At 71.9% G+C, this 25,674-nt stretch carries 25 protein-coding genes, 1 tRNA gene and 1 riboswitch; of the genes, 3 read left to right on the top strand and 23 right to left on the bottom strand.

What is annotated here, in order from left to right; translation table 11 throughout:
* Positions 1 to 23: 23 nt before the first annotated feature.
* From gcvP to ald, 21 genes are all read right to left on the bottom strand, one after another.
* Positions 24 to 2,951, bottom strand: coding sequence for an aminomethyl-transferring glycine dehydrogenase (gene gcvP, locus AB0316_RS08655; RefSeq protein ID WP_366272242.1), 2,928 nt, complete (start codon positions 2,949 to 2,951; stop codon positions 24 to 26).
* A gap of 80 nt (positions 2,952 to 3,031) precedes the next feature.
* Positions 3,032 to 3,132: riboswitch (glycine riboswitch) on the bottom strand.
* 93 nt (positions 3,133 to 3,225) lie between these two features.
* The gene (locus tag AB0316_RS08650) at positions 3,226 to 3,816 is read right to left on the bottom strand and encodes a MerR family transcriptional regulator (protein WP_366272835.1); all 591 of its coding nucleotides are present in this window, start codon (positions 3,814 to 3,816) and stop codon (positions 3,226 to 3,228) included.
* Positions 3,817 to 4,020: 204 nt separating this feature from the next.
* Positions 4,021 to 4,533, bottom strand: a complete 513-nt coding sequence (locus AB0316_RS08645; protein ID WP_142185471.1) for a bifunctional nuclease family protein — start codon at positions 4,531 to 4,533, stop codon at positions 4,021 to 4,023.
* A gap of 40 nt (positions 4,534 to 4,573) precedes the next feature.
* Positions 4,574 to 5,299, bottom strand: a complete 726-nt coding sequence (locus AB0316_RS08640) for a MerR family transcriptional regulator (protein ID WP_366272240.1) — start codon at positions 5,297 to 5,299, stop codon at positions 4,574 to 4,576.
* A complete protein-coding gene (locus AB0316_RS08635) occupies positions 5,296 to 5,712 on the bottom strand; it encodes an FHA domain-containing protein (protein WP_366272833.1) in 417 nt (138 codons plus the stop codon). The genes AB0316_RS08640 and AB0316_RS08635 overlap by 4 nt, the downstream gene beginning before the upstream one ends.
* Positions 5,713 to 5,973: 261 nt before the next feature.
* Positions 5,974 to 6,363 carry a glycine cleavage system protein GcvH gene (gene gcvH, locus AB0316_RS08630; RefSeq protein WP_366272238.1) on the bottom strand — a complete coding sequence of 130 codons (390 nt, stop codon included), beginning with the start codon at positions 6,361 to 6,363 and terminating at the stop codon, positions 5,974 to 5,976.
* A 177-nt stretch (positions 6,364 to 6,540) separates the two neighbouring features.
* Entirely contained in the window at positions 6,541 to 7,578 is a 1,038-nt protein-coding gene (locus AB0316_RS08625; RefSeq protein WP_366272237.1) for a DUF881 domain-containing protein, read from the bottom strand.
* 2 nt (positions 7,579 to 7,580) lie between these two features.
* Complete coding sequence (locus AB0316_RS08620; protein WP_028785606.1) at positions 7,581 to 7,913, bottom strand: small basic family protein; 333 nt, start codon at positions 7,911 to 7,913, stop codon at positions 7,581 to 7,583.
* A complete protein-coding gene (locus tag AB0316_RS08615; protein WP_366272235.1) occupies positions 7,910 to 8,821 on the bottom strand; it encodes a DUF881 domain-containing protein in 912 nt (303 codons plus the stop codon). Before AB0316_RS08615 ends, AB0316_RS08620 begins: the two co-directional genes overlap by 4 nt.
* Before the next feature lie 2 nt (positions 8,822 to 8,823).
* Positions 8,824 to 9,441, bottom strand: a complete 618-nt coding sequence (locus tag AB0316_RS08610; protein WP_366272233.1) for a CDP-alcohol phosphatidyltransferase family protein — start codon at positions 9,439 to 9,441, stop codon at positions 8,824 to 8,826.
* 189 nt (positions 9,442 to 9,630) lie between these two features.
* A tRNA-Pro gene (locus AB0316_RS08605) sits at positions 9,631 to 9,704 on the bottom strand.
* 84 nt (positions 9,705 to 9,788) lie between these two features.
* Positions 9,789 to 11,279: a ribosome biogenesis GTPase Der gene (gene der / locus AB0316_RS08600; protein ID WP_366272831.1), complete on the bottom strand. Its 1,491-nt coding sequence runs from the start codon at positions 11,277 to 11,279 to the stop codon at positions 9,789 to 9,791.
* Between the two features lie 36 nt (positions 11,280 to 11,315).
* Positions 11,316 to 11,993, bottom strand: a complete 678-nt coding sequence (locus tag AB0316_RS08595; RefSeq protein ID WP_366272231.1) for a lysophospholipid acyltransferase family protein — start codon at positions 11,991 to 11,993, stop codon at positions 11,316 to 11,318.
* Positions 11,990 to 12,697, bottom strand: coding sequence for a (d)CMP kinase (gene cmk / locus AB0316_RS08590; RefSeq protein ID WP_366272230.1), 708 nt, complete (start codon positions 12,695 to 12,697; stop codon positions 11,990 to 11,992). The genes AB0316_RS08595 and cmk overlap by 4 nt, the downstream gene beginning before the upstream one ends.
* Positions 12,698 to 12,795: 98 nt before the next feature.
* Positions 12,796 to 13,878, bottom strand: a complete 1,083-nt coding sequence (locus tag AB0316_RS08585) for a prephenate dehydrogenase (protein WP_366272229.1) — start codon at positions 13,876 to 13,878, stop codon at positions 12,796 to 12,798.
* A gap of 42 nt (positions 13,879 to 13,920) precedes the next feature.
* The gene (locus tag AB0316_RS08580) at positions 13,921 to 14,910 is read right to left on the bottom strand and encodes a pseudouridine synthase (protein ID WP_366272227.1); all 990 of its coding nucleotides are present in this window, start codon (positions 14,908 to 14,910) and stop codon (positions 13,921 to 13,923) included.
* Positions 14,907 to 15,563: an SMC-Scp complex subunit ScpB gene (scpB, locus tag AB0316_RS08575; protein ID WP_366272226.1), complete on the bottom strand. Its 657-nt coding sequence runs from the start codon at positions 15,561 to 15,563 to the stop codon at positions 14,907 to 14,909. Before scpB ends, AB0316_RS08580 begins: the two co-directional genes overlap by 4 nt.
* Positions 15,556 to 16,629, bottom strand: coding sequence for a ScpA family protein (locus AB0316_RS08570; RefSeq protein WP_366272224.1), 1,074 nt, complete (start codon positions 16,627 to 16,629; stop codon positions 15,556 to 15,558). The genes scpB and AB0316_RS08570 overlap by 8 nt, the downstream gene beginning before the upstream one ends.
* A gap of 14 nt (positions 16,630 to 16,643) precedes the next feature.
* On the bottom strand, positions 16,644 to 17,480 hold the full coding sequence (locus tag AB0316_RS08565) for an AAA family ATPase (protein ID WP_366272829.1): 837 nt from the start codon (positions 17,478 to 17,480) through the stop codon (positions 16,644 to 16,646).
* Between the two features lie 205 nt (positions 17,481 to 17,685).
* Entirely contained in the window at positions 17,686 to 18,606 is a 921-nt protein-coding gene (gene xerD / locus AB0316_RS08560; protein WP_366272223.1) for a site-specific tyrosine recombinase XerD, read from the bottom strand.
* Positions 18,607 to 18,662: 56 nt separating this feature from the next.
* On the bottom strand, positions 18,663 to 19,778 hold the full coding sequence (gene ald, locus AB0316_RS08555) for an alanine dehydrogenase (protein WP_366272221.1): 1,116 nt from the start codon (positions 19,776 to 19,778) through the stop codon (positions 18,663 to 18,665).
* A 159-nt stretch (positions 19,779 to 19,937) separates the two neighbouring features.
* Here ald and AB0316_RS08550 point away from each other — a divergent pair, with 159 nt between their 5' ends.
* Positions 19,938 to 20,546 carry a hypothetical protein gene (locus tag AB0316_RS08550; RefSeq protein WP_366272220.1) on the top strand — a complete coding sequence of 203 codons (609 nt, stop codon included), beginning with the start codon at positions 19,938 to 19,940 and terminating at the stop codon, positions 20,544 to 20,546.
* 80 nt (positions 20,547 to 20,626) lie between these two features.
* Here AB0316_RS08550 and hisS read toward each other — a convergent pair whose 3' ends face one another.
* Positions 20,627 to 21,982 carry a histidine--tRNA ligase gene (gene hisS / locus AB0316_RS08545; protein ID WP_366272218.1) on the bottom strand — a complete coding sequence of 452 codons (1,356 nt, stop codon included), beginning with the start codon at positions 21,980 to 21,982 and terminating at the stop codon, positions 20,627 to 20,629.
* Positions 21,979 to 22,680 carry an MBL fold metallo-hydrolase gene (locus AB0316_RS08540; protein WP_366272216.1) on the bottom strand — a complete coding sequence of 234 codons (702 nt, stop codon included), beginning with the start codon at positions 22,678 to 22,680 and terminating at the stop codon, positions 21,979 to 21,981. Before AB0316_RS08540 ends, hisS begins: the two co-directional genes overlap by 4 nt.
* Before the next feature lie 251 nt (positions 22,681 to 22,931).
* Between AB0316_RS08540 and AB0316_RS08535 the strand changes: the two genes are divergently transcribed.
* A complete protein-coding gene (locus tag AB0316_RS08535) occupies positions 22,932 to 23,792 on the top strand; it encodes a peptidylprolyl isomerase (RefSeq protein ID WP_366272214.1) in 861 nt (286 codons plus the stop codon).
* On the top strand, positions 23,789 to 25,522 hold the full coding sequence (locus AB0316_RS08530; protein WP_366272212.1) for a DUF349 domain-containing protein: 1,734 nt from the start codon (positions 23,789 to 23,791) through the stop codon (positions 25,520 to 25,522). The genes AB0316_RS08535 and AB0316_RS08530 overlap by 4 nt, the downstream gene beginning before the upstream one ends.
* The last annotated feature ends 152 nt before the right edge of the window (positions 25,523 to 25,674 follow it).

Here is a 25,674-nt window from a genome sequence, read left to right as displayed (position 1 = left end):
GTGCGAGCCCGTCGAGCGGAGTGTCAGCCTTCGAACGCCTCCGGCGGCGGGCACGAGCACACGAGGTTGCGGTCACCGTAGGCGCCGTCGATGCGGCTGACCGGCGGCCAGTACTTGTCGGCGGCCTCGACGCCCACCGGGAAGGCGGCCTGGATCCGGTCGTAGGGGTGGTCCCACTCGCCCGCGATGTTGAGGGCCGTGTGCGGGGCGTGGCGCAGCATGCTGTCGCCCACGGCCACCTTGCCGGCGCGGATCTCTTCGATCTCGCCGCGGATGGCGATCATCGCGTCGCAGAACCGGTCGAGCTCGTAGAGGTTCTCGGACTCGGTGGGCTCGACCATGAGGGTGCCGGCGACGGGGAAGCTCATCGTCGGGGCGTGGAAGCCGTAGTCGACGAGGCGCTTGGCGATGTCGTCGACCGTCACGCCGGTCTCGGACGTGATCTGGCGGACGTCGAGGATGCACTCGTGCGCCACCAGGCCCTCGTCACCGGAGTAGAGCACCGGGTAGTGCTCGCGCAGCCGGGCGGCGATGTAGTTGGCGCCGAGGACGGCCATCTGCGTGGCGTGCTTGAGGCCCTCGCCGCCCATCAGCCGGACGTAGGCCCACGAGATCGGCAGGATGCCCGCGGAGCCGTACGGGGCGGCCGAGACCGGGCCGACGCCGGTCTCGGGGCCGGCCTCCGGGGCGAGCGGGTGGTTGGGCAGGTGCGGCGCGAGGTGGGCACGGACCGCGACCGGGCCCACGCCGGGGCCGCCGCCGCCGTGCGGGATGCAGAAGGTCTTGTGCAGGTTGAGGTGGCTGACGTCGGCGCCGAACTTGCCGGGCTGGGCGAGCCCGACGAGCGCGTTGAGGTTGGCGCCGTCGACGTAGACCTGGCCGCCGGCGTCGTGGACGAGCTCGCACAGCTCGGTGATGGTGTCCTCGTAGACCCCGTGGGTCGAGGGGTAGGTCACCATGATCGCGGCGAGGTCGTCGCGGTGGGCCTCGATCTTGGCCCGCAGGTCGTCCATGTCGACAGTGCCGCCGGCTGCGGTCTTGACGACGACGACCGTGAGGCCGGCCATGACGGCGGAGGCCGCGTTGGTGCCGTGGGCGCTGGCCGGGATGAGGCAGATCCGTCGGTGCCCCTCACCGCGCGCCTGGTGGTAGGCGTGGATGGCGAGCAGGCCGGCGAACTCGCCCTGCGAGCCGGCGTTGGGCTGCAGCGAGACCGCGTCGTAGCCGGTGATCTCGCACAGCCACGCCTCGAGGTCGGCGATGAGACCGCGGATGCCCTCGGTCTGCTCGGCGGGCGCGAACGGGTGCAGGTTCGCGAACTCCGGCCAGGTGATCGACTCCATCTCCGTCGTCGCGTTGAGCTTCATCGTGCACGAGCCGAGCGGGATCATGCCGCGGTCGAGCGCGAAGTCGCGGTCGGAGAGGCGGCGCAGGTAGCGCAGCATCGCCGTCTCGGAGTGGTGCGCGTGGAAGACGGGGTGGGTGAGGAAGTCGGACGAGCGCTCGAGCCCCTGCGGTATGCCGTGTGCTCCCTCGTCGAGGAGGTGGGAGTGGCGCTCCGGCGAGCTCTCGAGGCCGAAGGCCTGGAGCACCGCGCCGACCGTGCCGAGGTCGGAGGTCTCGTCGAGGCTGAGTGAGACGCGGTCGTCGTCCACGCCCCGGACGTTGATGCCGCGGTCGGCGAACGTGGCGACGACGTCGGCGGCCCGGCCCGGGACGACGACCGTCAGCGTGTCGAAGAAGGAGGTCGTCTCGACGTCGAGGCCGCCGTCGACGAGGGCCTCGCGGAGGGCGGTGGTGAGCCCGGCCACGCGCTTGGCGATGGCCACCAGCCCCGCGGGACCGTGCCACACGGCATACATGCTCGCCATGACGGCGAGGAGCACCTGCGCGGTGCAGATGTTGGAGGTGGCCTTCTCGCGGCGGATGTGCTGCTCGCGCGTCTGCAGCGCGAGGCGGTAGGCCTGGTGGCCCTCAGCGTCGACCGAGACGCCGACCAGGCGGCCCGGAATCTGGCGCTCGAGGCCGCGGTGCACCGACATGTAACCGGCGTGCGGGCCGCCGAAGCCCATCGGGACGCCGAAGCGCTGGGCGCTGCCGACGGCGATGTCGGCGCCCCACTCCCCCGGTGCGCTCACGAGCGTGAGGGCCAGCAGGTCGGCGCAGGCCGTGACCAGGCCCTTGGCCTCGTGGACCGCGTCGGTCAGGGCCGACCAGTCGACGATCTCGCCGGTGGCGTCGGGGTACTGCACCATGGCGCCGACGACGGCCTTGCCGTCCGCCGCGGCGGAGAGCGACTCGGCGTCGCGCACGGAGCGCAGGTCGGTCACGACGAGGGGCAGGCCGATGGCCTCCGCACGGGTGCGCATGACGGCGATCGTCTGCGGGAAGAGCCGCTCGTCGACGAGGACGACGCCGTCGGTGGCCGCCTTGCTCGCCCGGCGCATGAGCGACATCGCCTCGGCAGCGGCGGTCGCCTCGTCGAGCAGGGACGACCCGGCGACGTCGAGGCCGGTGAGGTCGGTGACGACGGTCTGGAAGTTGAGCAGCGCCTCGAGACGGCCCTGGGAGATCTCCGGCTGGTACGGGGTGTACGCGGTGTACCACGCGGGGTTCTCGAGGACGTTGCGCCGCACGACCGGAGGCGTGACGGTGCCGTAGTAGCCGAGGCCGATCAGGGAGGTCAGCACGGTGTTGCGCGAGGCGAGGGCGCGCAGCTCCTCGATGACCGCGCTCTCGCTGGCGGCTGCCTGCAGCGTCAGCGGGGCGTCGGAGCGGATGGCGCCCGGGATCGCCCGGTCGCACATCGCGTCGAGGCTGGGCTGCCCGACCACCTCGAGCATGCGGCGCACGTCGTCGCCCGCAGGCCCCACGTGGCGGCTGACGAAGTCGGCCATGGCCGTCGGGGCGGAGCTTCCGGTGGTGACGGGCACGAGATGGTCGATCGACATGGGGACTCCTGGCGGGATTCGAGCGGACGACACACGCTCCCCGTCTGTCGAGCGCCCGAGAACGGTGCCTCCAGAGTTGCCTCGCCCGCGTGGTCCTGGCGCCTGAGAGGTTCCGGGGATGTTGCCCCTTCGGCGCCTCGCAGGTGCCTGGGCACCCCGAGGACTCTCCCACGCAGGGTCGATCGGCACATCAAATCTAGCAGCCGGCGCGCGAGGTGGTGACGTCCCGCGCCCGGCTCGGCGCTGGGCGCGCCTCGGGACCGGCTCGGTGGCCTCAGGCCAGGCGGCGCGCCTGGCGGCGGGCGGTCAGCTCGTCGCCGGGGTGCTCGCCCTGGTGCTCGGGTGTCTCGTCGACGCGCTCGCTCGGGAGCATCGCCAGCTCGCCCTCGACCTCGCGCCACACGCGCCCGACGGCGATGCCGAAGACGCCCTGTCCGCCCTGCACGAGGTCGATGACCTCGTCGGCGGAGGTGCACTCGTAGACGGAGGCGCCGTCGCTCATCAGGGTGATCTGGGCGAGGTCCTCGACGCCGCGCTCGCGCAGGTGGCTGATGGCGACGCGGATCTGCTGCAGGGAGACGCCGGTGTCGAGGAGGCGCTTGACCACCTTGAGCACGAGGATGTCGCGGAAGCCGTAGAGGCGCTGGGTGCCCGAGCCGGTGGCGCTGCGCACCGAGGGCTCGACCAGCCCGGTGCGGGCCCAGTAGTCGAGCTGGCGGTAGGTGATGCCGGCCGCCTTGCACGCCGTCGGACCGCGGTAGCCGCTGTCCTCGGCGAGGTCGGGCAGGTCGTCGGTGAACAGCAGGCCCTGCGAGACAGCGGGCACGGCCCGGCTCGCGTCGTGCGCGTCCTCGATGGCGGCCATGCCGTCCTCCTCGTGCTCAGGCTGCGCGGCGACCGACGCCGGCGCAGACGACATGGGGATAACTACAGTCACGTCGTTCTCCGACGGTAGGCCGCGTGTTGGCTCTGGTCAATCACCGGGACCGCCGGGAGCCCGGCGTGTCGGCGCCAGCGCCGAACCTTCAGCCACTACCTCAAGGTGAGGGTTGGCACGGAGGGGTGGGGCTCACTCCGGCAGGTCGGGGCGGTCCCCCGGCTCTCCCTCGGGTGCCGGGCCCTCGAAGTCCTCGGCAGAGACGTGGTCGAGGAACTCCTTGAACTTCTCGACCTCGTCGTCCTCCTCGGAGGACACGACGATCGCGGCCTCGTCGAGGATCGAGGGCTCGACGAGCACCTTGGCTCCGGTGCGCAGCGCCAGCGCGATGGCATCGCTCGCGCGCGAACTGACCTCGGTCTTGCCGCCGTCGATGACCAGGGACGCGTGGAAGACGGAGTCCTTGAGGGCGACGATGCGCACCTCGGTCAGCTCGTGGCCGAGGACGGCGAGGATGTCGCGCATGAGGTCGTGGGTCAGTGGCCGGGGCGGCACCACCCCCTGCTGCGCATACGTGATCGCGGCTGCCTCCGCTGCGCCGATCCAGATCGGCAGGTAGCGGCCACCGTCCCTCTCCCGCAGCAGGACGATCGGGTGGTTCGTGGGCATCTCGACGCGGACGCCCAGGACATCGACCTCTCTCACTCCTCCACCGTACCTCGCGCCTCGTATGCCCGGGACGGCCCTAGCGGCCCAGGCCCTCGCGGACCAGCGCCACGTGGAGCGCGATGCAGGCAGAAGCGATCTCGGCTGCGCGCTCGTCGCGGGAGCCGTCCCCACGGCGCGTCGCCAGGACCTGGTCCACCAGGCCGATCTCGCGGTCGGCAGCGGTGCGGAAGGGCCGCAGGTGGCGAGCCTCGAGACCGTGGGCGGCGAGCGCTCGCGCCGCGGCGGCGACTGCGAGGGACTCGTGGCCGAAGTGGCCTCGCTCGTCGCTGCGGAGCAGGCCGTACGTCTCGAGCGCGTGCATGGTCTCGCGGTCGATGCCGGTGGCCTCGCGCAGCTCCGGTCCCGTCAGCGACACCTCCCGCCGGCCGAGGAGCTCGTGTGGTGAGGGCACCTCGGGGTCGACCGTCGGGGCAGGCGGACGCGGTCGACCGTCCGTCTCGTCGGCCGGCTCCGACAGGCCGCGATCGAGGGCGTCGAGCGCCTCACGGATCACCTTGAGCGGCCAGTAGCGGTCGCGCTGCGCGGCCAGGATGTAGTGCAGACGGGCCACGTCGTCGTCGGTGTAGGTGCGGTAGCCGGACGCGGTGCGGTGCGGCCGGACCAGCCCCTCTGCCTCGAGGAACCGGATCTTCGAGGCGGTGACGTCGGGGAACTCCGGCGCCAGGCTCGCGAGGACCTTCCCGATGGTGAGGCGCCGTGGCGGCGGCGCAGCCCCCTCCCCCGTGGCGGAGGCCGTGCTCATGCCGGAGCGTGCTGCGCTGCTCCGGACGTGTAGTAGACGAGGCGGAACTTGCCGATCTGCACCTCGTCACCCTGGTGCAGCGGTGCCTCGTCGATGCGCTCCCGGTTGACGTAGGTGCCGTTGAGCGAGCCGGAGTCCCGCACGACGTAGCCGCCGCCGCGCGCGAGGAACGTCGCGTGCTTGCGGGAGACGGTGACGTCGTCGAGGAAGATGTCGGAGTCGGGGTGGCGGCCGGCGGCCACCTCCTGGTCGTCGAGCAGGAACCGTGCGCCGGTGTTGGGGCCGCGGAGCACGACGAGCAGCGCCGTGCCCGGCCGCAGCGCCTCGATCGTGGCCTGGTCCTCGGCGGTGAGTCCACGCGGGACGGACTCGACGTGCTCGAGGTCCTGCGCGGGCACGCCTTGGAACCGCATCGTGCGGGGTTCGACGTTCAGGTCGTCGGGCTCGGGCGTGTCGCTGGACATGCGCCGCTCCTCCTCTGTGGCTCGGGCGAGACCGGGTCCGTCCACTCTAGTTGACCAGCACGGATCCGAACCCGGCCGAGGCGGCGGGGTCGCCGCCTCGGTAGGGCCCGTTCCGGCCGGATCAGCGGCGTGGACTCGGGCTGCGGTGGGGTCCGGAGTGGACCCGTGGCTCGGGCCCTGGGAGTCCAGGACCCGTCTGGGCTGCGTCGGTCAGGACAGGGACGCGGTGTAGGCGTCGGCGTCCATGAGGCCGTCGACGGAGGAGGGGTCGTTCAGGCGGATCTCGAACATCCAGCCCTCACCGTAGGGGTCCGAGTTGATGAGCTCGGGAGAGCTGTCGAGGGCCTCGTTGGTCGCGGTGACCTCGCCCTCGAGCGGGGCGTACACGTCGCTGACCGACTTGGTGGACTCGACCTCGCCGCAGGAGTCGCCCGGGGTGACCGTGTCGCCCACCGCGGGGAGGGAGACGTAGACGACGTCGCCGAGGGCGTCCTGGGCGAACGACGTGATGCCGATGCGGACCACTCCGTCCTCGCCCACGCGGACCCACTCGTGGTCGCTGGTGTAGCGCAGGTCAGAGGGGTACTGCAGGTCGCTCATGTCGCTCCTTGTCGGTGGTGTGCCAGCTGCTGGCAGGTCGGACGGCGTGTGGTGCACGGGCGCCTGCAAGCGCGGGTCGATGCGTCGGCACCTGAGAGGATGCCACGTCGGGCCCGTCCGCGCAGGCACTGGGCCGACGACAGGCCGAGCGCGTCGCCGTCGGACAAATCGGCCCGCTCATTCCACGGGCTTCGCGTGGGTCATCGGGGTGGGCTGGTGGATCGAGGTGATCTCGATGAGGTCCGACTCGGCGACGGAGGCCTCGGCCCCCTTCTGGCGCACCGACTCGACGATCCCGCCGGGGATGGTCATGGCCGACGACAGGGTCTTGGAGTCACCGATGGCCTTGATCACCAGGGGCCGGCTCACCTGCTTGCCGTCGACGAGGATCGCCCCGTTGCGGTCGCCGACGAAGGTCGAGGCGACCACGCGGACTCCCCCGACGTCGATGGACTCGGCGCCGGCGTCGCGGAGCTCCTGGATCATGTCGAGCACGATCGGGCCGGTCAGGGCGTTCGTGGGGTCGGACACCCGCATGGTGATGCCCGGCCCCTTGGCCGCGAGCGTGCCGGCGAGGATGCCGAGGGTGTCGACCCGGCGCTGCGCCTGGTCCTGGGCCTCGGCGGCCGTGCCCGTGCCGTTCTTGAGCCGGTCGCGGGTGGCCTCCAGCTCGCGTACCTGCTGGTCGAGCCTGGAGGAGCGCACGGAGATGTCGTCGAGCACGCGGACGAGGTCGGTCTGGCTCAGCTCGTCCAGCCCGCGCTCGTTGGTCAGCTGCACCTGGGCGGCGATGCCCACGCCGAGCAGCAGGGCGAGCAGGGCGCCGAGCACGTTGGCCCGGGTCGCCCGCGGGCGGCCCATGCGCACCAGCCGCCGCCAGGCACCGCGACCCTCGACAGCGACGGGCGGAGGGCCCGGCTGCGACGCCTCGGCCGCGGTGAAGTCCGGGTCGGCCCCGTCGTTCACGCTCGTGCCGAAGACCGGAACGGTCCTCGCCGGTGCGATGGCCGGCTCGGGCTCCGGTGCGATGTGGGGCTCCGCCGCGATGTCGGGCTCCGGTGCGACGTGGGGCTCCGCCGCGGTGGCGGGCTCCGGTGCGGTGGCCGGCTCGGGCGCGACAACGGGCTCCGACGCGGTGCTCGCCCGGGGTCCGGTGGCGTCTCCCGGTGAGGTGGCGCCCTTCGGTCCGGGGCGGCGCTTCCTGCTCTTGCCCATGCTCAGGCCTTGAAGAGGTGCCGACGGATCGAGGCGACGTTGGAGAAGATCCGCACGCCCAGGACGACGACGACACCGGTCGAGAGCTGCGAGCCGACGCCGAGCTGGTCGCCGAGGAACACGATGAAGGCGGCGACCACGACGTTGGACAGGAACGAGACGACGAACACCTTGTCGTTGAAGATGCCGTCGAGGATGGCCCGGATGGCGCCGAACACGGCATCGAGTGCGGCGATGACGGCGATCGGCAGGTAGGGCTGGAGCCACACGGGCACCGACGGATCGAGGAAGAGCCCCACCGCGAGTCCGGCCAGCAGGCCGAGAACTGGGATCACGAGTGGTTCCTCTCAGTGGTCGGGGACGACGAGCGGGTGCCGCTCGGGGTGCTCGGCGCTGACGAGCCTAGGGGGCGTGCGACCTCCAGCCTCAGGGAGGGGTCTCCGGGCACGGTGAGCGAGTCGCTGCCGGTCAGCGTGGACCGGATCTTGTACTGGTCGGCCAGCTGCGAGAGGTAGAGACCTGCGAACGAGGGCTCGAAGAGCTGCTGCATGCCGCGCGCATCGCCGAGGGCGGTGATGACGTAGGGCCTGGCCAACGGCCGGAAGTCCACGATGATCGCCTGCCCCGCGAAGCGGATGGCAGCGGTCGAGCTGAGCCGGTGCCCGTTGATCGAGATGGCCTCCGCGCCGGCAGCCCACAGGCCGTTGACCACCACCTGGAGGTCGCCGGAGGTCACCCTCCCCTCCTGGAAGCCGCTGCTGGGGCGGCTGCCCGCGTCTCCCTGGCCGTTGGCGGACGCCGCGTCGTCGAGGGTGAGGGTGACTCCGGGGCCACGCATCGCGACCGCGGCGGCCTGCACCTCGAGGTCCTTGACGGTGCTCGTGAGATCCGGGCCGCCGGACTGCTGCAGGGCCAGGGCCTCGTAGTCACGCACCTCCTTCCCGAGCGCCGCGGCCTTGGCCTCCTGCTCGGTCCCGTGCTGCTGGAACGCCTCGATGCGGGTGACCAGCTCCTTCTTGACCGCAGCGGCCGCTGTCGGCTTGGGACGCAGCGACTGGGCCGCGACCGCGAAGAGGAAGCCGGTCAGGAGCGCGAGGACGACGACGAGGACGGTGCGTGTCGACGTGGCCGGCGGCAGCCCGGCCGCGGTACGCCGGTCGGCGGCCTCCTGGTAGCCGGCATCGAGGGGACGCTCCATCATCGTCGTGAGCAGGGTCATCGACTCGTCGGGCCTACGGGGCACGGTCAGGCGCCCACCGTCCGAGAGGTGCGCGGGGTGCGCGAGAGCACGATCCGCGCGTGGACCGCATACAGCACTGCCGACAGCCAGTAGAGGACGACCCCCCACCACGCGAACGCCCAGCCGACGGGCCTGGCAAGGTCGCCGAGCCAGTCGTCACGGTTGGCCAGGAGCAGAAGCGGGAACGCGTAGAGCAGGTTGAAGGTCGCCGCCTTCCCGACGAAGTGCACCGGCAGGCCCAGCTGTCCGCGCGAGCGCAGGTAGAGCAGCATCAGGCCCATCACGGCCTCGCGGGCGAGCAGCGCCACCACCAGCCAGGCGGGGATCAGGTCGCGCCAGAGCAGCCCGACGAGGGTCGTGAGGATATAGAGGCGGTCGGCGATCGGGTCGAGGAAGGCACCGAGCCGGCTCTCCATGTTGAACTGACGGGCGATCTTGCCGTCGAGGTAGTCGGTGACCCCGGACACCATGAGCAGCAGGAGGGCCAGGCCGTCGTGCTCCGAGACGATCGCCCACAGGAAGAAGGGGACGCCGACGAGCCTCAGGACCGACAGGACGTTGGGGATCGTCAGCAGCCGCTCCGAGACGACGGGCTCGCGGTGCGCCGCGTTCTGGACCTCCACGGCGGCAAGCCTAACCGGAGCCCACAGGCCCCGATGCACCTCGTCGGCATCGATCCGGACACGGTGTCGCCGAGCGTGTGCGGCCCTCGGCGACCGTCACCGCGAAGGCCCGGTGGCGGCTCCGGACACTCTGCGCGTACGGCGAAGGGCCGCCCTCTCCGGTGGAGAGTGCGGCCCTTCGTCGATCGGTCGGGCTGACAGGATTTGAACCTGCGACCCCTTGACCCCCAGTCAAGTGCGCTACCAAGCTGCGCCACAGCCCGATGCCCCTCGGGGCGAAAGGAACAGTAGCGCACCGGGCACTACTGGTCCCAATCGGCCCCCGACGGCCCGCCTTCGGAAGTCTTTCAGCGGCGGCGCTTCTCGCGGACGCGCACGGACACCTCGATCGGCGTGCCCTCGAACCCGAACTCCTCACGCAGCCGGCGCTCGACGAACCGGCGGTAGCCGGCCTCGATGAAGCCGGACGCGAAGATCACGAAGCGCGGCGGGCGCGTCGAGGCCTGCGTGGCGAAGAGGATGCGCGGCTGCTTGCCGCCGCGCAGGGGGTGTGGGTGCGAGGCGACGATCTCGCCGAGGAAGGCGTTGAGGCGTGCCGTGGGCACGCGGGTGTCCCACGACTCCAGAGCGGTCTCGATGGCCGGGACCAGTCGGTCCATGTGACGTCCGGTGCGGGCCGAGATGTTGGCCCGCGGCGCCCACGGCACCTGGACGAGCTCCTTCTCGATCTCGCGCTCGAGGTAGTAGCGGCGCTCCTCGTCGAGGGTGTCCCACTTGTTGTAGGCGATGACGAGGGCCCGGCCCGCGTCGATGACCTGCTGCACGACGCGGATGTCCTGCTCGGCGATGGGCTGCTCGGCGTCGATGAGCACGACGGCGACCTCCGCCTTCTCGAGGGCGGTCTGGGTGCGCAGCGAGGCGTAGAAGTCTGCCCCGCGGGTCTGGTGCACGCGGCGCCGGATGCCCGCGGTGTCGACGAAACGCCACGTCTTGCCGCCGAGCTCGATCAGCTCGTCGACGGGGTCACGGGTCGTGCCGGCCACGTTGTCGACGACGACGCGCTCGCTGCCGGCGAGCTTGTTGAGCAGGCTGGACTTGCCGACGTTGGGGCGGCCGATGAGCGCGACGCGCCGCGGGCCGCCCTGGGCGTATGCGCCGTGCGCGGACACGTCGGGCAGCACCTCGAGCACGGCGTCCAGGGCGTCACCGCTCCCCCGGCCGTGCAGCGCCGAGACCGGCCACGGCTGGCCGAGACCCAGGCTCCACAGGACCGCTGCGTCGGCCTCACCGCGCTGGTCGTCGACCTTGTTGGCCACGAGCACGACGGGCTTGCCCGAGCGGCGCAGCAGCTTGACGACGGCCTCGTCGTCGTCGGTCGCCCCGACCGTGGCGTCGACGACGAACATCACGACGTCGGCCAGGTCGATGGCGATCTCGGCCTGCTCCGCGACGCGCAGGTGGATGCCGGTTGCGTCGGCCTCCCAGCCGCCCGTGTCGACGATCGTGAAGCGGCGGCCGCCCCACTCCGCCTCGTAGGAGACGCGGTCGCGGGTGACACCGGGCACGTCCTCGACGACGGCCTCGCGCCGGCGCAGGATGCGGTTGACCAGGCTGGACTTGCCCACGTTCGGGCGTCCCACGACCGCGACGACGGGCAGCGGCCCCTGCTCGGCGCCGTCGGCGGCATACGGCCCCTCGGCATCGAGGAGCGCCTGGTCCTCGGGACTCAGCTCGAAGTCGGCGAGCCCCGCACGGAGCGCGCGCTCGACCGACGCGTCGTCGGTGGCGCTGGAGGGGGCCTCGGGGTCGGCGGTCGAGATCGGAGCGCCCTCGTCGATGGGGCGGGCGGTCTCGTCAGTCACGGTGTCCTCGAATCAGTGAACGTGCGTTGAGGGACCATTCTCCACCCGCGAGCGGCGTACGTGTGACGCGAGCGCGTCGCGCAGCTGATCGCTGGCCATGCGCAGGCGTATGCGGCCCGGTGCGTCGGTCGGGACGGCGAGCTCGAACGGCTCGCCGAAGACGACGTCGAGCCGGGCCCCGGGACGCGGCCACGCGTCGGCGGAGGACCCGGGGACACGCGTACCGCTCACGGCCACGGGCACGATGGTGGCGCCCGTGCGCAGCGCGATCCAGGCGGCGCCCTGGTTGACCTGCTCGACGTCGCCGGTGCCGCGGTTGCCCTCGGGGAAGATGCCGACGGCTCCCCCGCGCTCGAGTACCGCGGCTGCGGTGGCCAGAGCGGTCCGGTCGCCCACGGTGCGGTCGATCGGGATCTGCCCGACGGTGCGGATGAGCCAGCCGAAGAACCCCGTGAAGGCCTCCTGCTTGACGAGGAAGTTCACCGGGCGGGGAGCGAGCGAGAAGACGAACGGGCCGTCGAGGAAGGCGGCGTGGTTGGCGACGAGCACCACGGGGCCGGTGCGGGGCACCCGGTCGGCGTGGTGGGCCCTGCCCCGGTAGAGGCTGTGGAAGATCCCGATGCCGATCCACCGGCCCACGGTTGCCCGCCGGGGGTGCGGCGCCCTGGCGGGAGTTGCGGCCGAGCTCACGCCCGAGCCGCCTCGACGACCCGGAGCACCGCCTCGACCGAGCCCTGGAAGTCGAGGTGCGAGGTGTCGATCGTCGTGACACCGTCGGCCGCCACCGTGAACTCGGAGACGGCCGAGTCGGCCAGGTCCCGGTCGATGACCTGTGCGCGGGTCGCCGCGACGGCCCGGGCGTCGGCCGCGCCGTGCAGCTCCTTCGAGCGCCGGGCGAGGCGCGCCTCCTCGGAGGCCGTCAGCAGGATGCGGACCGGGGCGTCGGGTGCCACGACGGTGGTGATGTCACGGCCCTCGGCGACGACACCGCCGGTCGCCTGCGCCGCCTCGCTGATCAGGCGGCGCTGGAGCACCCTGAGGATCTCGCGGACCGGCAGGACCGTCGCGACGGCGGAGACGTTGGTCGAGATGCGCGGCTCGCGGATGGCCGCGGCGACGTCGGTGTCGCCGACGGCAACCGTGGGCGCGTCGGGGTCGGTGCCGATCGCGAGGGGGAAGTCCTCGGCCGCGGCGATGACGGCGTCCTGGTCGGCGAGGTCGACGCCGCGCTCGAGGCACCACCACGTGAGTGCGCGGTACATCGCGCCGGTGTCCAGGAAGCCGTAGCCGAGGGTCCGCGCGACCTGCTTGCTCACGCTCGACTTGCCGGAGCCGGAGGGCCCGTCCACGGCGATGACGAATCCGGAAAGCTGGTCCTCAGGCGCGGCAGGCATGCCGCCGAGGATAGTGCCTCGGTGTCGAGCGCCCCGACCGAGGCCGAGACCAGGAGGGCCGTGACGACCCCCCGGATGTCACGGGTGTGTGGAGGCGCTCAGTCGTGGACGCGCCAGCCCAGCCGCTCCAGCTCGGCACGCAGCGGCTCGACCGACGCAGGCACGACCGACAGCTCCGCCACGCCCACCGCCTGGCCGAGCCCGTGCTCGAGGTGCAGGTCCTCGAGGTTGATGCCCGCCTCCCCCACGTCGCCGAGCAGCCGCGCGAGGGCGCCGGGCTCGTCGGGCACGACGACGGACACCACCTCGTATGCCGCCGGTGGCGCCCCGTGCTTGCCCGGGATGCGTGCACGGCCGAGGTTGCCGGCCTCCAGCACGCTGCTCAGCGTGCCCAGCGCGCCCGCGCCGTCGGAGTCCACGAGCGAGTCGAGGGCCGCGACGACCTCGTCGACCTGCTCACGCACGTGGCGCATCACGTCGCGGACGGCAGGTGCGTTGCCGGCGAGGATCTGGGTCCACAGGCGCGGGTCGCTCGCGGCGATCCGGGTCACGTCGCGCAGGCCGGGCCCTGCGAGGCCGACGGCGGACTCGGGCAGGTCGCGCAGGCAGGCGGCGACGATGCTGGCCGCGAGCTGCGGCACGTGCGAGACGGCGGCCACCGCCTCGTCGTGCTCGTGGGCCGGCATGACGAGGACGAGCGACCCCACGGCCAGGGCGATCTCGCGTACGCCTGCGACCGCGGCGTGCGTCGAGGCCTCGTGCGGCACGACGACCCACGCCCGGCCCTCGAAGAGGTCGGCGCGCGCGGCTGCCGCACCGGACCTCTCGCGTCCGGCCATCGGGTGCGACCCGACGTAGCGGCTCGCGTCGGCGCCGGAGTCCAGGACGGACGTCAGCACCGACTCCTTGACCGACGCCACGTCGGTGACCACCGCGTCGGGCCAGTGTTGCAGGGAGGAGACGACGACGTCGGCGGCCACGTCGGGCGGCGCGGCCACGACGACGACATCGGGTGCAGGTGTCCGTCCGGTGGCCACGTCCCCCGCCCTGAGGTCACGAGCGAGGCGGACCGCGGTGGGCGACGGGTCCTCGAGGGAGACGGCGAAGCCCTTGCTGGACAGGGCGATCCCCAGGCTGGTGCCGATGAGACCCGCACCGATGATGCGGACGTGGGTGGTCACGGCGTCACGGTAGCCGGGGGTACGACGGGCGGCGGCTGCGGGTCACAGCCCGGCGGCCTTGTACAGCGCGCCGATCTCCGCCTTGTTGAGCCGGCGGGTGCGTCCCGACTTGAGGTCGGCGAGGCGGATCGGCCCCACCTCGGTGCGCACGAGCTCCAGGACCGGGTGCCCCACGGCCTCGAGCATGCGGCGCACGACGTGCTTGCGACCTTCGTGCAGCACGACCTCGACCATCGCCTTGCCGGGCTGGTGGTCGACGATGCGGAACGAGTCGACGCTCACCGGCCCGTCCTCGAGCTCGACGCCCTCGCGCAGCCGCTTGCCGACGTCGCGCTGCACCGGTCCGCGGATCGTCGCGACGTACGTCTTGAGCACGCCGTATGCCGGGTGCTGCAGCCGGTGGGCGAGGTCGCCGTCGTTGGTGAGCAGGAGCAGACCCTCGGTGTCGGCGTCGAGGCGGCCGACGTGGAAGAGGCGCTCCTCGCGGTTGCCGACGTAGTCCTCGAGGGAGATGCGGCCGAGCTCGTCGTGCATCGTCGTGACGACGCCCTTGGGCTTGTTGAAGGCGAGGTAGACGCGGTCCTCGTCGAGGTTGACGCGCACGCCGTCGACGTGGACGACCTGCGTGCGCGGGTTGATGCGCACGCCGAGCTCGGTGACGACCTGGCCGTCGACCTCGACACGTCCCTGCTCGATGAGGTTCTCGCACACCCGGCGGGAGCCGACGCCGCCGGCCGCCATGAGCTTCTGCAGCCGCACGCCGTCCGGGTCGTGGACGTCGATCTGCGGGGTGGGCTTGCGCTCGGGCAGCTTGGTGGGCTGGCTGGCCTTGGTGGAGCCGGCGAACCGCGGACCCGCGGTCTTGCCGCCGCCGCTGCGTGCGCCGCCCTTGCCGCCGGCGACGGGACGCCCGGTGCGGCCCTTGGCCCCCGCGCCGCCGGGACCGCCGCGCCGGCCGCCGGCGCCGCCGGCACCCGAGGAGCCGGACCCCTTCTTGCGGGGCTGGCGGGGTGACCTGGAGTACTCGCTCATGCGTGTCCTTCCTCGATGAGCTCGTCGATGACGTCGGCGTCCGGTAGGTAGGGCGCCAGCGCCGGGAGGTCGTCGAGCGACGACAGTCCCATCCGCTGCAGGAAGTAGGGCGTGGTGCGGTAGAGCACCGCCCCGCTCTCGCCTGCGTCCTCCACCTCTTCGATGAAGCCGCGGGAGGTGAGGGTGCGCACGACGCCGTCGACGTTGACCCCGCGCACGGCGCTGACCCGAGCGCGGGACACGGGCTGGCGGTAGGCGATGACGGCGAGCGTCTCGAGCGAGGCCTGCGTGAGCTTGGCCTGCTGGCCGTCGAGGACGAACTTCTCCACGACGGGGGCGTAGTCGGCCCGGCTGTAGACCCGCCACCCGCCCGCCACGCTGCGCAGGGTGAACCCGCGCTGCGCGGCGGCATACTCCTCCTCGAGGGCGTACAGGTGGCCCCGCACGTCCTCGACGGGAAGCTCGAGCGCCGAGGCGAGGGCGACCTCGGTCACCGGCTCGTCGACGACCATGAGGACGGCCTCGAGGGCCGAGCGGGCGCCGCCCGGGAAGTCGTTGATGTCGAAGGCGATCTGCTCCTCGGCACCCGCGGGATCGTCGAGTACCTCGGGCTCGGCGGTCGCGTCGGGCCCCTGTGCCGACTGGTCACTCATCGTCGTCTCCTGTCCGTGCTGGTCCCTCGCCGACCGACGGGTCCTTGCCGCCGCCGTCGTCGCGCGCGGCGTCGTCGTGTGTGCGGTCGTCCTGCGTGCCGGCCGCGGCCTCTTCGTCGAACTCGTCGTCGATGGCGACCTCGCCGGCCCCGGCGCCGGTCCACCGGATGTCCAGCTCACCGAGCGCCTCGGCCTGCTCGAAGGCGATGGCAGCCTCCTTGAACAGCTCGAGCAGGGCGAGGAACCGGGCGACGATCACCAGGGTGCTGTCGGCGTCGGCCACGAGGCTGCGGAACGAGACCTGCCCCCGGTGGCGCAGCCGCTCGACGAGGATGGCGGCCTGCTCGCGCACGCTCACCTGCGGGGCGTGCAGGTGCTCCAGTCCGACGGTCGGGGCCACCTTCGGCGTCATCGCGCGTGCGGCGATCTTCGCGAACTGCTCGGGGGTCACGGCGATGACGAGCTCGGGCAGCAGGCTCGCGAACTCGGGGTCGAGGCCGGCCTGGCGCGGGGTGATGCGCCCGGCGGTGGCCATCCGGTCGCGGAAGGTGCCGGCGATCTGCTTGTAGGCGCGGTACTGCAGCAGCCGAGCGAAGAGCAGGTCGCGGGCCTCGATGAGCGCGAGGTCCTCTTCGTCCTGCGGTCCGGACTGCGGGAGCAGGCGCGAGGCCTTGAGGTCAAGCAGGGTCGCGGCGATGAGGAGGAACTCCGAGGCCTGGCCGAGGTCCCAGTCGCTGTCGGCCGCCTGGGCCGCCTTGATGTGCGCCACGAACTCGTCGGTCACCTTGGCCAGCGCGACCTCGGTGATGTCGAGCTTGTGCTTGCTGATGAGGCCGAGGAGCAGGTCGAAGGGACCGGAGAAGACGTCGAGGTGCACCTCGAACGGTGTCGAGGCCCGGCGCGTGATGACCCCGCCGGGGGTGAGCTCACCGTCAGGTGCCGCCAGCGTGACGGGGAGGTCGACCAGCCCGTCGACGCCGGGAGCCTCGGCGAGGTCCGTCGGCGACGCGGAAGCAGCCTCGTCGGCGTCGACCGCTTGGCGGTCGACGGTGTCCTGCTCGGTCATCGGCTCGGGAGTGCTCAGGCGGCGCCGCCGCGGGCGATCAGCTCTCGGGCGAGCTGGCGGTAGGCGTTGGCCCCCGAGTGCTCGGACGAGTACGACGTGATCGGCTCGGCGGCGAGGGTCGCGTCCGGGAACTTCACGGTGCGGCTGATGACGGTGTGGAAGACCTGCTCACCGAAGTGGTCGACGACCGAGCGCACGACCTCGCGGCTGTGCAGCGTGCGGCCGTCGTACATCGTGGCGAGGATGCCGTCGACGGTCAGCCGCGGGTTGAGGCGGTCGGTGATCTTGTCGATGGTGTCGATGAGCAGGGCCACGCCGCGCATCGCGAAGAACTCGCACTCGAGCGGGATGATGACGCCGTGCGCCGCGGTGAGGGCATTGACGGTCAGCAGTCCCAGGGAGGGCTGGCAGTCGATGAGGATCACGTCGTACTCGTCGACGACCGGACGCAGCACGCGGGCGAGGATCTGCTCGCGGGCCACCTCGCCGACGAGCTGCACCTCCGCGGCGGACAGGTCGATGTTGGCCGGCACGACGTCGAGGTCGGCGGTACGCGTCTGCTGGATGACGTCGTGGATCTCGTGGCCGCGCTCGACGAGCAGGTTGTAGATGGTGACGTCGAGGCTCTGGGCGTTGACGCCGAGCCCGACGGACAGGGCGCCTTGGGGGTCGAAGTCGACGACGAGCACCTTGCGGCCGAGCTCGGCCAGGGCGGCGCCCAGGTTGATCGTCGTCGTCGTCTTGCCGACGCCGCCCTTCTGGTTGCACATCGCGATGATGCGCGCGGGGCCGTGGCTGGAGAGCGGCACGGGATCCGGGAAGTCGGGCAGCGGGCGCCCGGTCGGTCCCATGGCGCCGGAGCCGGCGGTCTCGGTGCCGGGCAGGTGGGCGACTCGAGGCACGGCGCTGACCGGACCCTGGTCGAGCTGGTCGAGGTCCCCTGCCGGCACGGACTGCATGGTGTCGTGTGACTCCTCGTTCACCAGGTGTTCCACTCCGCTCGGCCTAGCCTTCAGTTTGCTGCGGTCAGCCTCGCGCTGATCACGTGTGACCCTATCAGCGGGCACGGGGGTGGGCGCCCGCATAGACCTCGCGGAGTCGGTGCACCGAGACCATGGTGTAGATCTGCGTCGTCGTCACCGAGGCGTGCCCGAGCAGCTCCTGCACGACGCGCACGTCTGCGCCGCCGTCCAGCAGATGGGTGGCGAAGGAGTGCCGCAGCGTGTGCGGCGACACGTGCTCCGTCAGGTCGGCGCGTTCGGCCGCCCGGCCGATGATCGCCCATGCGGACTGGCGCGAGAGACGGGAGCCGCGCTGGTTGAGGAAGAGGGCCGGACCCCCACGGCCGTTGGCCGCGAGGGCGGGACGCCCGCGGACGAGGTATGCCGTGACGGCCTCCACCGCGTACCGCCCGACCGGGACGATCCGCTCCTTGCCGCCCTTGCCGTGCAGGCGCACGGACGAGGCAGCCCCTCCGGTGCCGTCGGTCCCGGTGTCCGCGCGGGAGGGGTCGACGTCGTCGACGTCGAGGCCCACCGCCTCGGAGATGCGCGCCCCGGCCCCGTAGAGGACCTCCAGCAGGGCCCGGTCACGCAGCGACTCGGGGGTGTCGCCGACCGACGCGGCGGCGAGCAGCCGCTCCACCGCCTCGACCGGGATGGCCTTGGGCAGTCGTGCCGGCGGCTTCGGCGGGGAGACGTTGGCGGCGGGGTCTGCCGGCACCAGGCCCTCGAGGGCGAGGAAGCGGTGGAAGCCGCGGACGGCGACGAGGGTCCGGGCCGCGGAGGACGCCGCCAGGCCCCGCTCACGGAGGGAGGCCAGGAAGTCGGTGACGTGGGTCTCGCGAACGGCACGGGCGTCCGTCACGCCGTGCTCGGCCAGGTAGGTGGCGTATGCCCTCAGGTCACGCGCGTAGGACTTGAGGGTGTTCTCCGAGGCCCCTCGCTCGACGCGGACGTGGTCGAGCCACCCGCGCACGTCACGCTCGAGGGGCGTCGGACGGGCTGCGGGTGGCTCGGTGAGGACCTGCTGGGTCAGGAGAGGGCTTCCTCGAGCGACACGGACTCCATGCCGTGGGCCTCGGCGACACCGCGGTACGTGACCTGGCCGGCGTGCGTGTTGAGGCCGAGGGCGAGCGCCGGGTCGGCGCGGAGCGCGTCGTGCCACCCCAGGTTGGCCAGCTTGACGACATACGGCAGCGTCGAGTTGGTCAGGGCGTAGGTCGAGGTGTTCGGCACGGCACCGGGCATGTTGGCCACGCAGTAGAAGACCGAGTTGTGCACGGTGTAGGTGGGGTCCGCGTGGGTGGTGGCGTGGCTGTCCTCGAAGCACCCGCCCTGGTCGATGGCGATGTCGACGAGCACCGAGCCCGGCTTCATCTGCGAGACCAGCTCGTTGGAGACGAGCTTGGGGGCCGCGGCGCCGGGGATGAGGACGGCGCCGATCACCATGTCCGCCTCGAGCACCTGCTCCTGGACCGTCAGCCGCGACGAGGCGAGCCCGTGCACCCGGTTGTCGTAGCGCCAGAACGACATCCGCAGCTTGTCGAGGTCGGTGTCGAGGAGGGTGACGTCGGCGCCCATGCCGAGCGCGATGTTGGCGGCGTTCTGGCCGGAGACGCCGGCGCCGAGGATGACGACCTTGGCGTTGGCCACGCCACCGACGCCGCCCATGAGCACTCCACGGCCGCCCTGGGCGCGCATCAGCGCGTGTGCGCCGACCTGCGGGGCCAGGCAGCCGGCGACCTCGGACATCGGATAGAGCAGCGGCAGCGCGCCCGAGGGCAGCTGCACGGTCTCGTAGGCGATGCCGGTGACCTTGCGGGTCATGAGCTCCTCGGTGAGCGGCCGGTCGGCGGCGAGGTGCAGGTAGGTGAAGAGGGTGAGCCCTTCACGCATGCGGTGGTACTCCTCGGCCACGGGCTCCTTGACCTTGAGCACCATGTCGGCCTCGCCCCAGACGTCGTCGGCCGACCCGATGATGCGGGCCCCTGCCGCGACGTAGTCGTCGTCGCTGATCTGGGAGCCGACACCGGCGTCCTTCTCGACCAGCACGTCGTGACCGTGCTGGGTCAGCTCGTGGACACCCGACGGGGTGATGGCCACGCGGTACTCGTTGTTCTTGACCTCACGGGGAATGCCGACCTTCATGTCCGACGCACTTCCTTCTGTGGTGATCCGTGCTGGCAAGCAGGTCCGGTCGGCGCTGACCGGCGAGCCAACTCTATCGGCGAACGCGGACAGGACCGGGGCGGATGGCGTCCCGGCTCGCCGTAGGTTGGGTCGCACCGGATCGAGGAGGTCCCACGCATGAAGCTGTATGCCGATGCACCGGCGCGCCGCACGCGCCAGCTGCTGGCCGACGCCCTGGTCCTGCTCTGGGTGGGCCTGTGGGTGTGGCTCGGTCGGCGCACCCACGACGTCGTCGACGAGCTCCGGGGCCCTGCCGACTCGCTGACCGCGGCGGGCACCTCGGTCCACAGCTCGCTGACCGGGGCGGGCGACCAGGCCGGCCGGCTGCCGCTGGTGGGCGACCAGCTGCGGCAGTGGCTGGGCCAGGCGGCCCGGTCCGGCACCACCCTCAGCGACGCCGGGACCTCGATGGCCACGACCGTCGAGCGGGTGGCGCTCGTTTTCGGCCTCGTCGTCGCAGCCGTGCCGATCGTCCTCGTGGTGTCCCTCTGGCTCTATGTGCGGGTCTCGTTCGTGCGGAGGGCCTCGGCGGCCCAGCGCTTCCTCGACAGCTCCGCCGACCTCGACCTCTTCGCCCTGCGCGCGATGTCCCGGCAACCGCTGACCGTGCTCGCCAGGGTCAGCGACGACCCGGCCGGCGCCTGGCGTCGGGGGGACACTGCCGTGATCCGTGAGCTGGCCACCCTGGAGCTCCGGGACGAGGGGCTGCGGCCGCCGCGCGTCTGACGTCGTTCCGGCCGATGAGCCGATCCGTCCCAGCCAGGACCGCTGAGGCGGGACGGCCGACGTACGCGGCTGCCTCCGCCTCAGTCCGCCACGCGGGTCACGACCGGGTGGAGGTCCTCGACGGGAGGCGCCCACGACTCGGCAGAGGCGGGCACCTGCTCGCCCGAACGGATGTCCTTGACCTCGTCGCCGGACTCCCCCGCGTCCGGGAACCAGACGAAGGGGATCCCGCGTCGTTCGGCGTAGCGGATCTGCTTGCCGAAGCGCGCCGCCGTCGGCGCGACCTCGCACGCAATCCCCCGGCGGCGCAGCGCCGTCGCGACCGCGACAGCCCGGTCGCGGGCGTCGTCGTCGGCCAGGGCCACGAGCACTGCCGCCGGCGTCGAACGTGACGCGGTGACGAGCCCACGGCCGATGAGCAGTCCGAGGATGCGGGTGACGCCGATCGAGATGCCGACGCCCGGATAGGTGGTGCGGCCGTCGCTGGCCAGGGCGTCGTAGCGGCCACCGGAGCAGAACGAGCCCCACGACTCGTGCCCGACGAACTGCGTCTCGTAGACGGTGCCGGTGTAGTAGTCGAGGCCGCGGGCGATGCGCAGGTCGGCGACCAGCTTTCCCGGTGCGTGCGCCATGCCGGTGCGGATGACGTTGGCCAAGGACTCGAGCCCCTCGTCGAGAAGCGGGTGCTCGACGCCGAGGGCGCGGACCTGCTCGACGAAGGAGAGGTCGGCGGACCGGATGCCGGCGAGGGCCAGGCACTGGTCGGCCTGTTCGTCGGTGGTGCCGGACTCGACGAGCAGCGCCTTGACCTTCTCGGGCCCGATCTTGTCGAGCTTGTCGACGATGCGCAGCGTCCCGATGACGTCGGAGATGCCGATGCCCTGGTAGAAGCCGTTGGGGATCTTGCGGTCGTTGACCTGGATGACGAACTCGCCGACAGGGAACTTGCTGAAGACGTCTGCGATGACCAGGGGCATCTCCGCCTCGAAGTGCGGCGAGAGCTGGCCCACGTCGACGACGTCGATGTCGGCCTGGGTGAACTCGCGGTAGCGCCCTTCCTGGGGGCGCTCGCCGCGCCACGCCTTCTGGATCTGGTAGCGGCGGAACGGGAAGGCGAGCTTGCCGGCGTTCTCGAGGACGTAGCGCGCGAACGGCACCGTCATGTCGAAGTGCAGGCCCCAGCGCGCGTCGTCGTCACTGCCGCCGGCGAGCCGGGAGACGGCGTAGATCTCCTTGTCGGCATCCTCGCCCTGCGAGCTCAGCCGCTCGATCGGCTCGATGGAGCGCGTCTCGATGGAGGAGAACCCGTGCAGCTCGAAGGTCTCGCGGATGACGTCGAGGAAGCGCTGCTCGACGATGCGCTCGGACGGGAGGTACTCGGGGAAGCCGCTGATCGGGGTGACCTTGCCGGGCTTCGAGGCGGGACGCGTGCTCACGCGGGCAAGTCTCTCAGGTAGGGGTTCGTCGCCCGCTCGTGGGCCATCGTCGTCGCCTGGTAGTGCCCGGGCAGCACGAGGGTCGTGTCGGGCAGGGGCAGCACGACGTCGCGCAGGCTGCGCTGCATCGCCGCCGGGTCGCCCCCGGGCAGGTCGGTGCGCCCGACGCTCCCGGCGAAGAGGACGTCGCCGGTCACCATGGTGCGGTCCACGTCGACCTGCCCGCGCAGGCCGTCGGGCACGCGGTCGATCCCGAACATCACCGACCCCTCGGTGTGCCCGGGAGCATGGAGCACGTCGAACTCCATCCCGCCCAGCGTGAGCCGCGTCCCGTCGCCGATCTCGACGACGTTCGTCGGCTCGGTCCACGTGGCGGCCACGCCGAACTGCTGCTCGAACATGGCGATCAGGCCCGGGTTGCTGCGGCCGAGGAGGTCGTGCAGCCGGTAGCGGTCGTCGGCGTGGATGTAGGCGGCCGTGTCGGAGCCGCAGACCGGCGTGACCGAGTAGACGTGGTCGACGTGTCCGTGGGTGAGCAGGACGGCGGCGGGCCGGAGCCGGTGCTCGGCGAGGACCTCGCGCAGCGTCTCGACGACACCCACCCCGGGGTCGACGACGACGCACTCCTCCCCCGCCTGCGGGGCGAGCACGTAGCAGTTGGTGTCGAACGCCTGGGCCGGGAACGCGATGGTGAGCACTCCGGGAGCCTAGCGACGGCACCCGCGTGCGAACCGCGCGTCACCCGTGGCCCGGCCACCCGGCATACGTCCTCGGAGCGCTCCCGGAGACGACCACGGGTATGCCGTCAGGGCCGTGACGCGGCACGTTCCCTCTCCGACCGGCAGATGTCACGGACTCGTGACCCTCCCGCCGCACGCTCACCCCGGTCGTTCCATAAAATGACCGGACGCCCGGGGACGACCCACGAGGCCCGTACGAGGAGAGGTTCGTGACCAAAGAGCAGGAACGCGCACGTGCGCGCCGCCGCCACGAGGAACAGCTGAAGACCGCCAAGCCCCCGGTGGGTGACGCGACCCGCGACAAGCAGGTCTTCGGTGTGATCCTCGCGGTCATCCTCGTCATCGCAGCGGTCATCGCCGTCCCCAAGCTCGTCGGCAGCTCCGACGGGCCCACCCCCGCAGCAGGCGGGGCCACCACCCCGGCGACGGGCGAGACCAGCACCAGCGCCGCCGCCAAGGGCGGCCTGCAGGCGGGGCAGAAGCTCGCCGCCGGGTGCACCGCTCCCCCGCCGCTGCAGGCGACGCCGAAGAAGCAGAAGCAGGTGCCGGCGAAGGCGACCGCGGCGGGCAAGACGTTCGTCGCCACCGTGAAGACGACGTGTGGTGACATCACGCTCGAGCTCGACGGGGTGCACGCGCCCCAGACCGTAGCCTCGTTCATCAACCTGGCCAAGACCGGCTACTGGGCCCCGAGCCCCTGCCACCGCGTCACGACCGAGGGCATCTTCGTGCTGCAGTGCGGTGACCCGACCGGCACCGGACAGGGTGACCCCGGCTACGGGTTCGGCATCGAGAACGCCCCCAAGGACGGCAAGTACGCCAAGGGGGTCCTCGCCATGGCGCGCACCCAGGACCCCAACAGCAACGGCGGCCAGTTCTTCATCACCTACAAGGAAACGCAGTTGCCGACCGACGGTGGTGGCTACACGATCTTCGGGAAGGTCACCAAGGGCCTCGACATCGTCGAGAAGATCGCCGCCAACAAGGCCCTGCCTCCCAGCCCGCAGGACGGCACCCCCGTCTCCCCGATCAGCATCCTCAGCGTCAGCGTGACGGAGAAGAAGGCATGAGCGACATCCAGAACCCCCAGCCTGACGAGACCACGGCCTCGGACGCGCAGGTCGAGACCCAGCCGGCGACCGAGGCGCACCAGGGCGACCAGCCCGAGGTCGCTCCGGCTGAGACCGAACAGTCCGAGGCCGAACAGGGCGCCGTCACCCCGGCGGCTGAGAACGCTGAGACGGTGCAGACCACGGAGCCTGTGGCCGCAGCGGCCGAGCTCGCGGACACCGTCGCGTCCGTCAGCAGCACCGAGGTCGGTGACACGGCCGAGGCACCGGCACCGGCACCGGCAGAGCCCGCCGCTCCCGGCACGCCGGAGCCGGCCACCCCCGAGCCGGCCGCGAGCAAGCCTGCGCCCAGCGCCCCGACGCCCGCGAGCATCCCCAAGCCCTCGGCGATCCCCACACCGGCGGCTTTGGCCAAGGCGGTCCCCCACCCGGCGGTGACGCCGGCTGCCCCTGCGCTGATCACCACCGACCACTCGGCCTCGGCGGCCTTCGGGCGGGTCGACGAGAACGGCACCGTCTTCGTCCGCACCCGTGACGGCGAGGAGCGCGAGGTCGGCTCCTACCCCGGCGCGAGCGACGAGCAGGCCCTGATCTACTTCGCTCGCAAGTACGACGAGCTGTATGCCTCTGCCGTGCTCCTCGAGCAGCGGCTGGCGCAGCCGGAGGTGCCCTCCAAGGACGTCGCCGAGGCGCTGAAGACGCTGGCGGCCCAGGTCAAGGAGGCGACCGTCGTCGGCGACCTCGACGCCCTGGCCACCAAGCTCGACGAGATCCAGTCGGGCCTTGCCGCCAAGCGCAACGTCGAGCAGCAGCACCGCGCCGAGGCCCGCGCCGCCGCCACCGCCGAGCGCGAGAAGATCGTCGCCGAGGCGGAGGCCATCGCCGCACAGCCCGAACAGCGCATCCAGTGGAAGACCAGCGGGGCGCGTATGCGTGAGCTGCTCGACGAGTGGAAGGCGCACCAGCGCTCGGCCACCCGCCTCGACCGGGAGACGGAGTCCGCGCTGTGGCAGCGGTTCAGCGCTGCCCGCAACAGCTTCGACAAGGCCCGTCGCAGCCACTTCGCCGGTCTGGACGCGCAGCACTCCGAGGCCAAGGCCGCGAAGGAGCGCCTGGTCGCCGAGGCCGAGAAGCTTTCGACGAGCACCGACTGGGCTGCTACCGCCGGCGCCTTCAAGCGCCTCATGGACGACTGGCGGCGCGCCGGGCGGGCCAGCAGGTCCGACGACGACAAGCTGTGGGCCCGGTTCAAGGCGGCCCAGGACCGCTTCTTCGCCGCGAAGGACGAGGTCGTGGCAGCCGAGGAGGAGCAGTACCGCGGCAACCTCGAGGTCAAGGAGGCGCTGCTCGTCGAGGCCGAGGCGATCCTGCCCGTGACCGACCTCGAGAAGGCCAAGGCCCAGCTCCGCGTCATCCAGGACAAGTGGGACGCCGCCGGGAAGGTGCCGCGCGCCGACATGGAGCGGGTCGAGAAGGCGATGCGCCGGGTCGAGCAGACCGTGCGCGACGCCGAGGACCGCAAGTGGAGGTCGAGCAACCCCGAGGTCGCTGCCCGCGCCCGGGCCATGGTCGACCAGCTCGAGCGGGCGGTCGCCGACCTGCAGGACGACCTCGCCAAGGCCGAGGCGTCGGGCAACGCGGGCAAGGTCAGGAAGGCCCGTGAGGCGCTCGAGGCGCGCCAGGTGTGGCTCGACCAGGCCCGCGCCGGCGTCGCCGAGTTCGGCGGCTGAGCGAGGCCCCAGCCGACGCAAAGTGCCCACTCGACTTTCTCCAGTCGAGTGGGCACTTCGCGACATCGAGTGGGCACTTTGCGACGTGGCGCGAGCCCTCCGAGCTGTGGACAACTGCAGGAAAGTGCCCACTCGACGTGTTCAGTCGAGTG

It is taken from the genome of Terrabacter sp. NPDC080008 (genome assembly GCF_040702505.1).
GTDB lineage: Bacteria > Actinomycetota > Actinomycetes > Actinomycetales > Dermatophilaceae > Terrabacter.
This window is presented reverse-complemented; position numbering and strand designations above follow the sequence as displayed.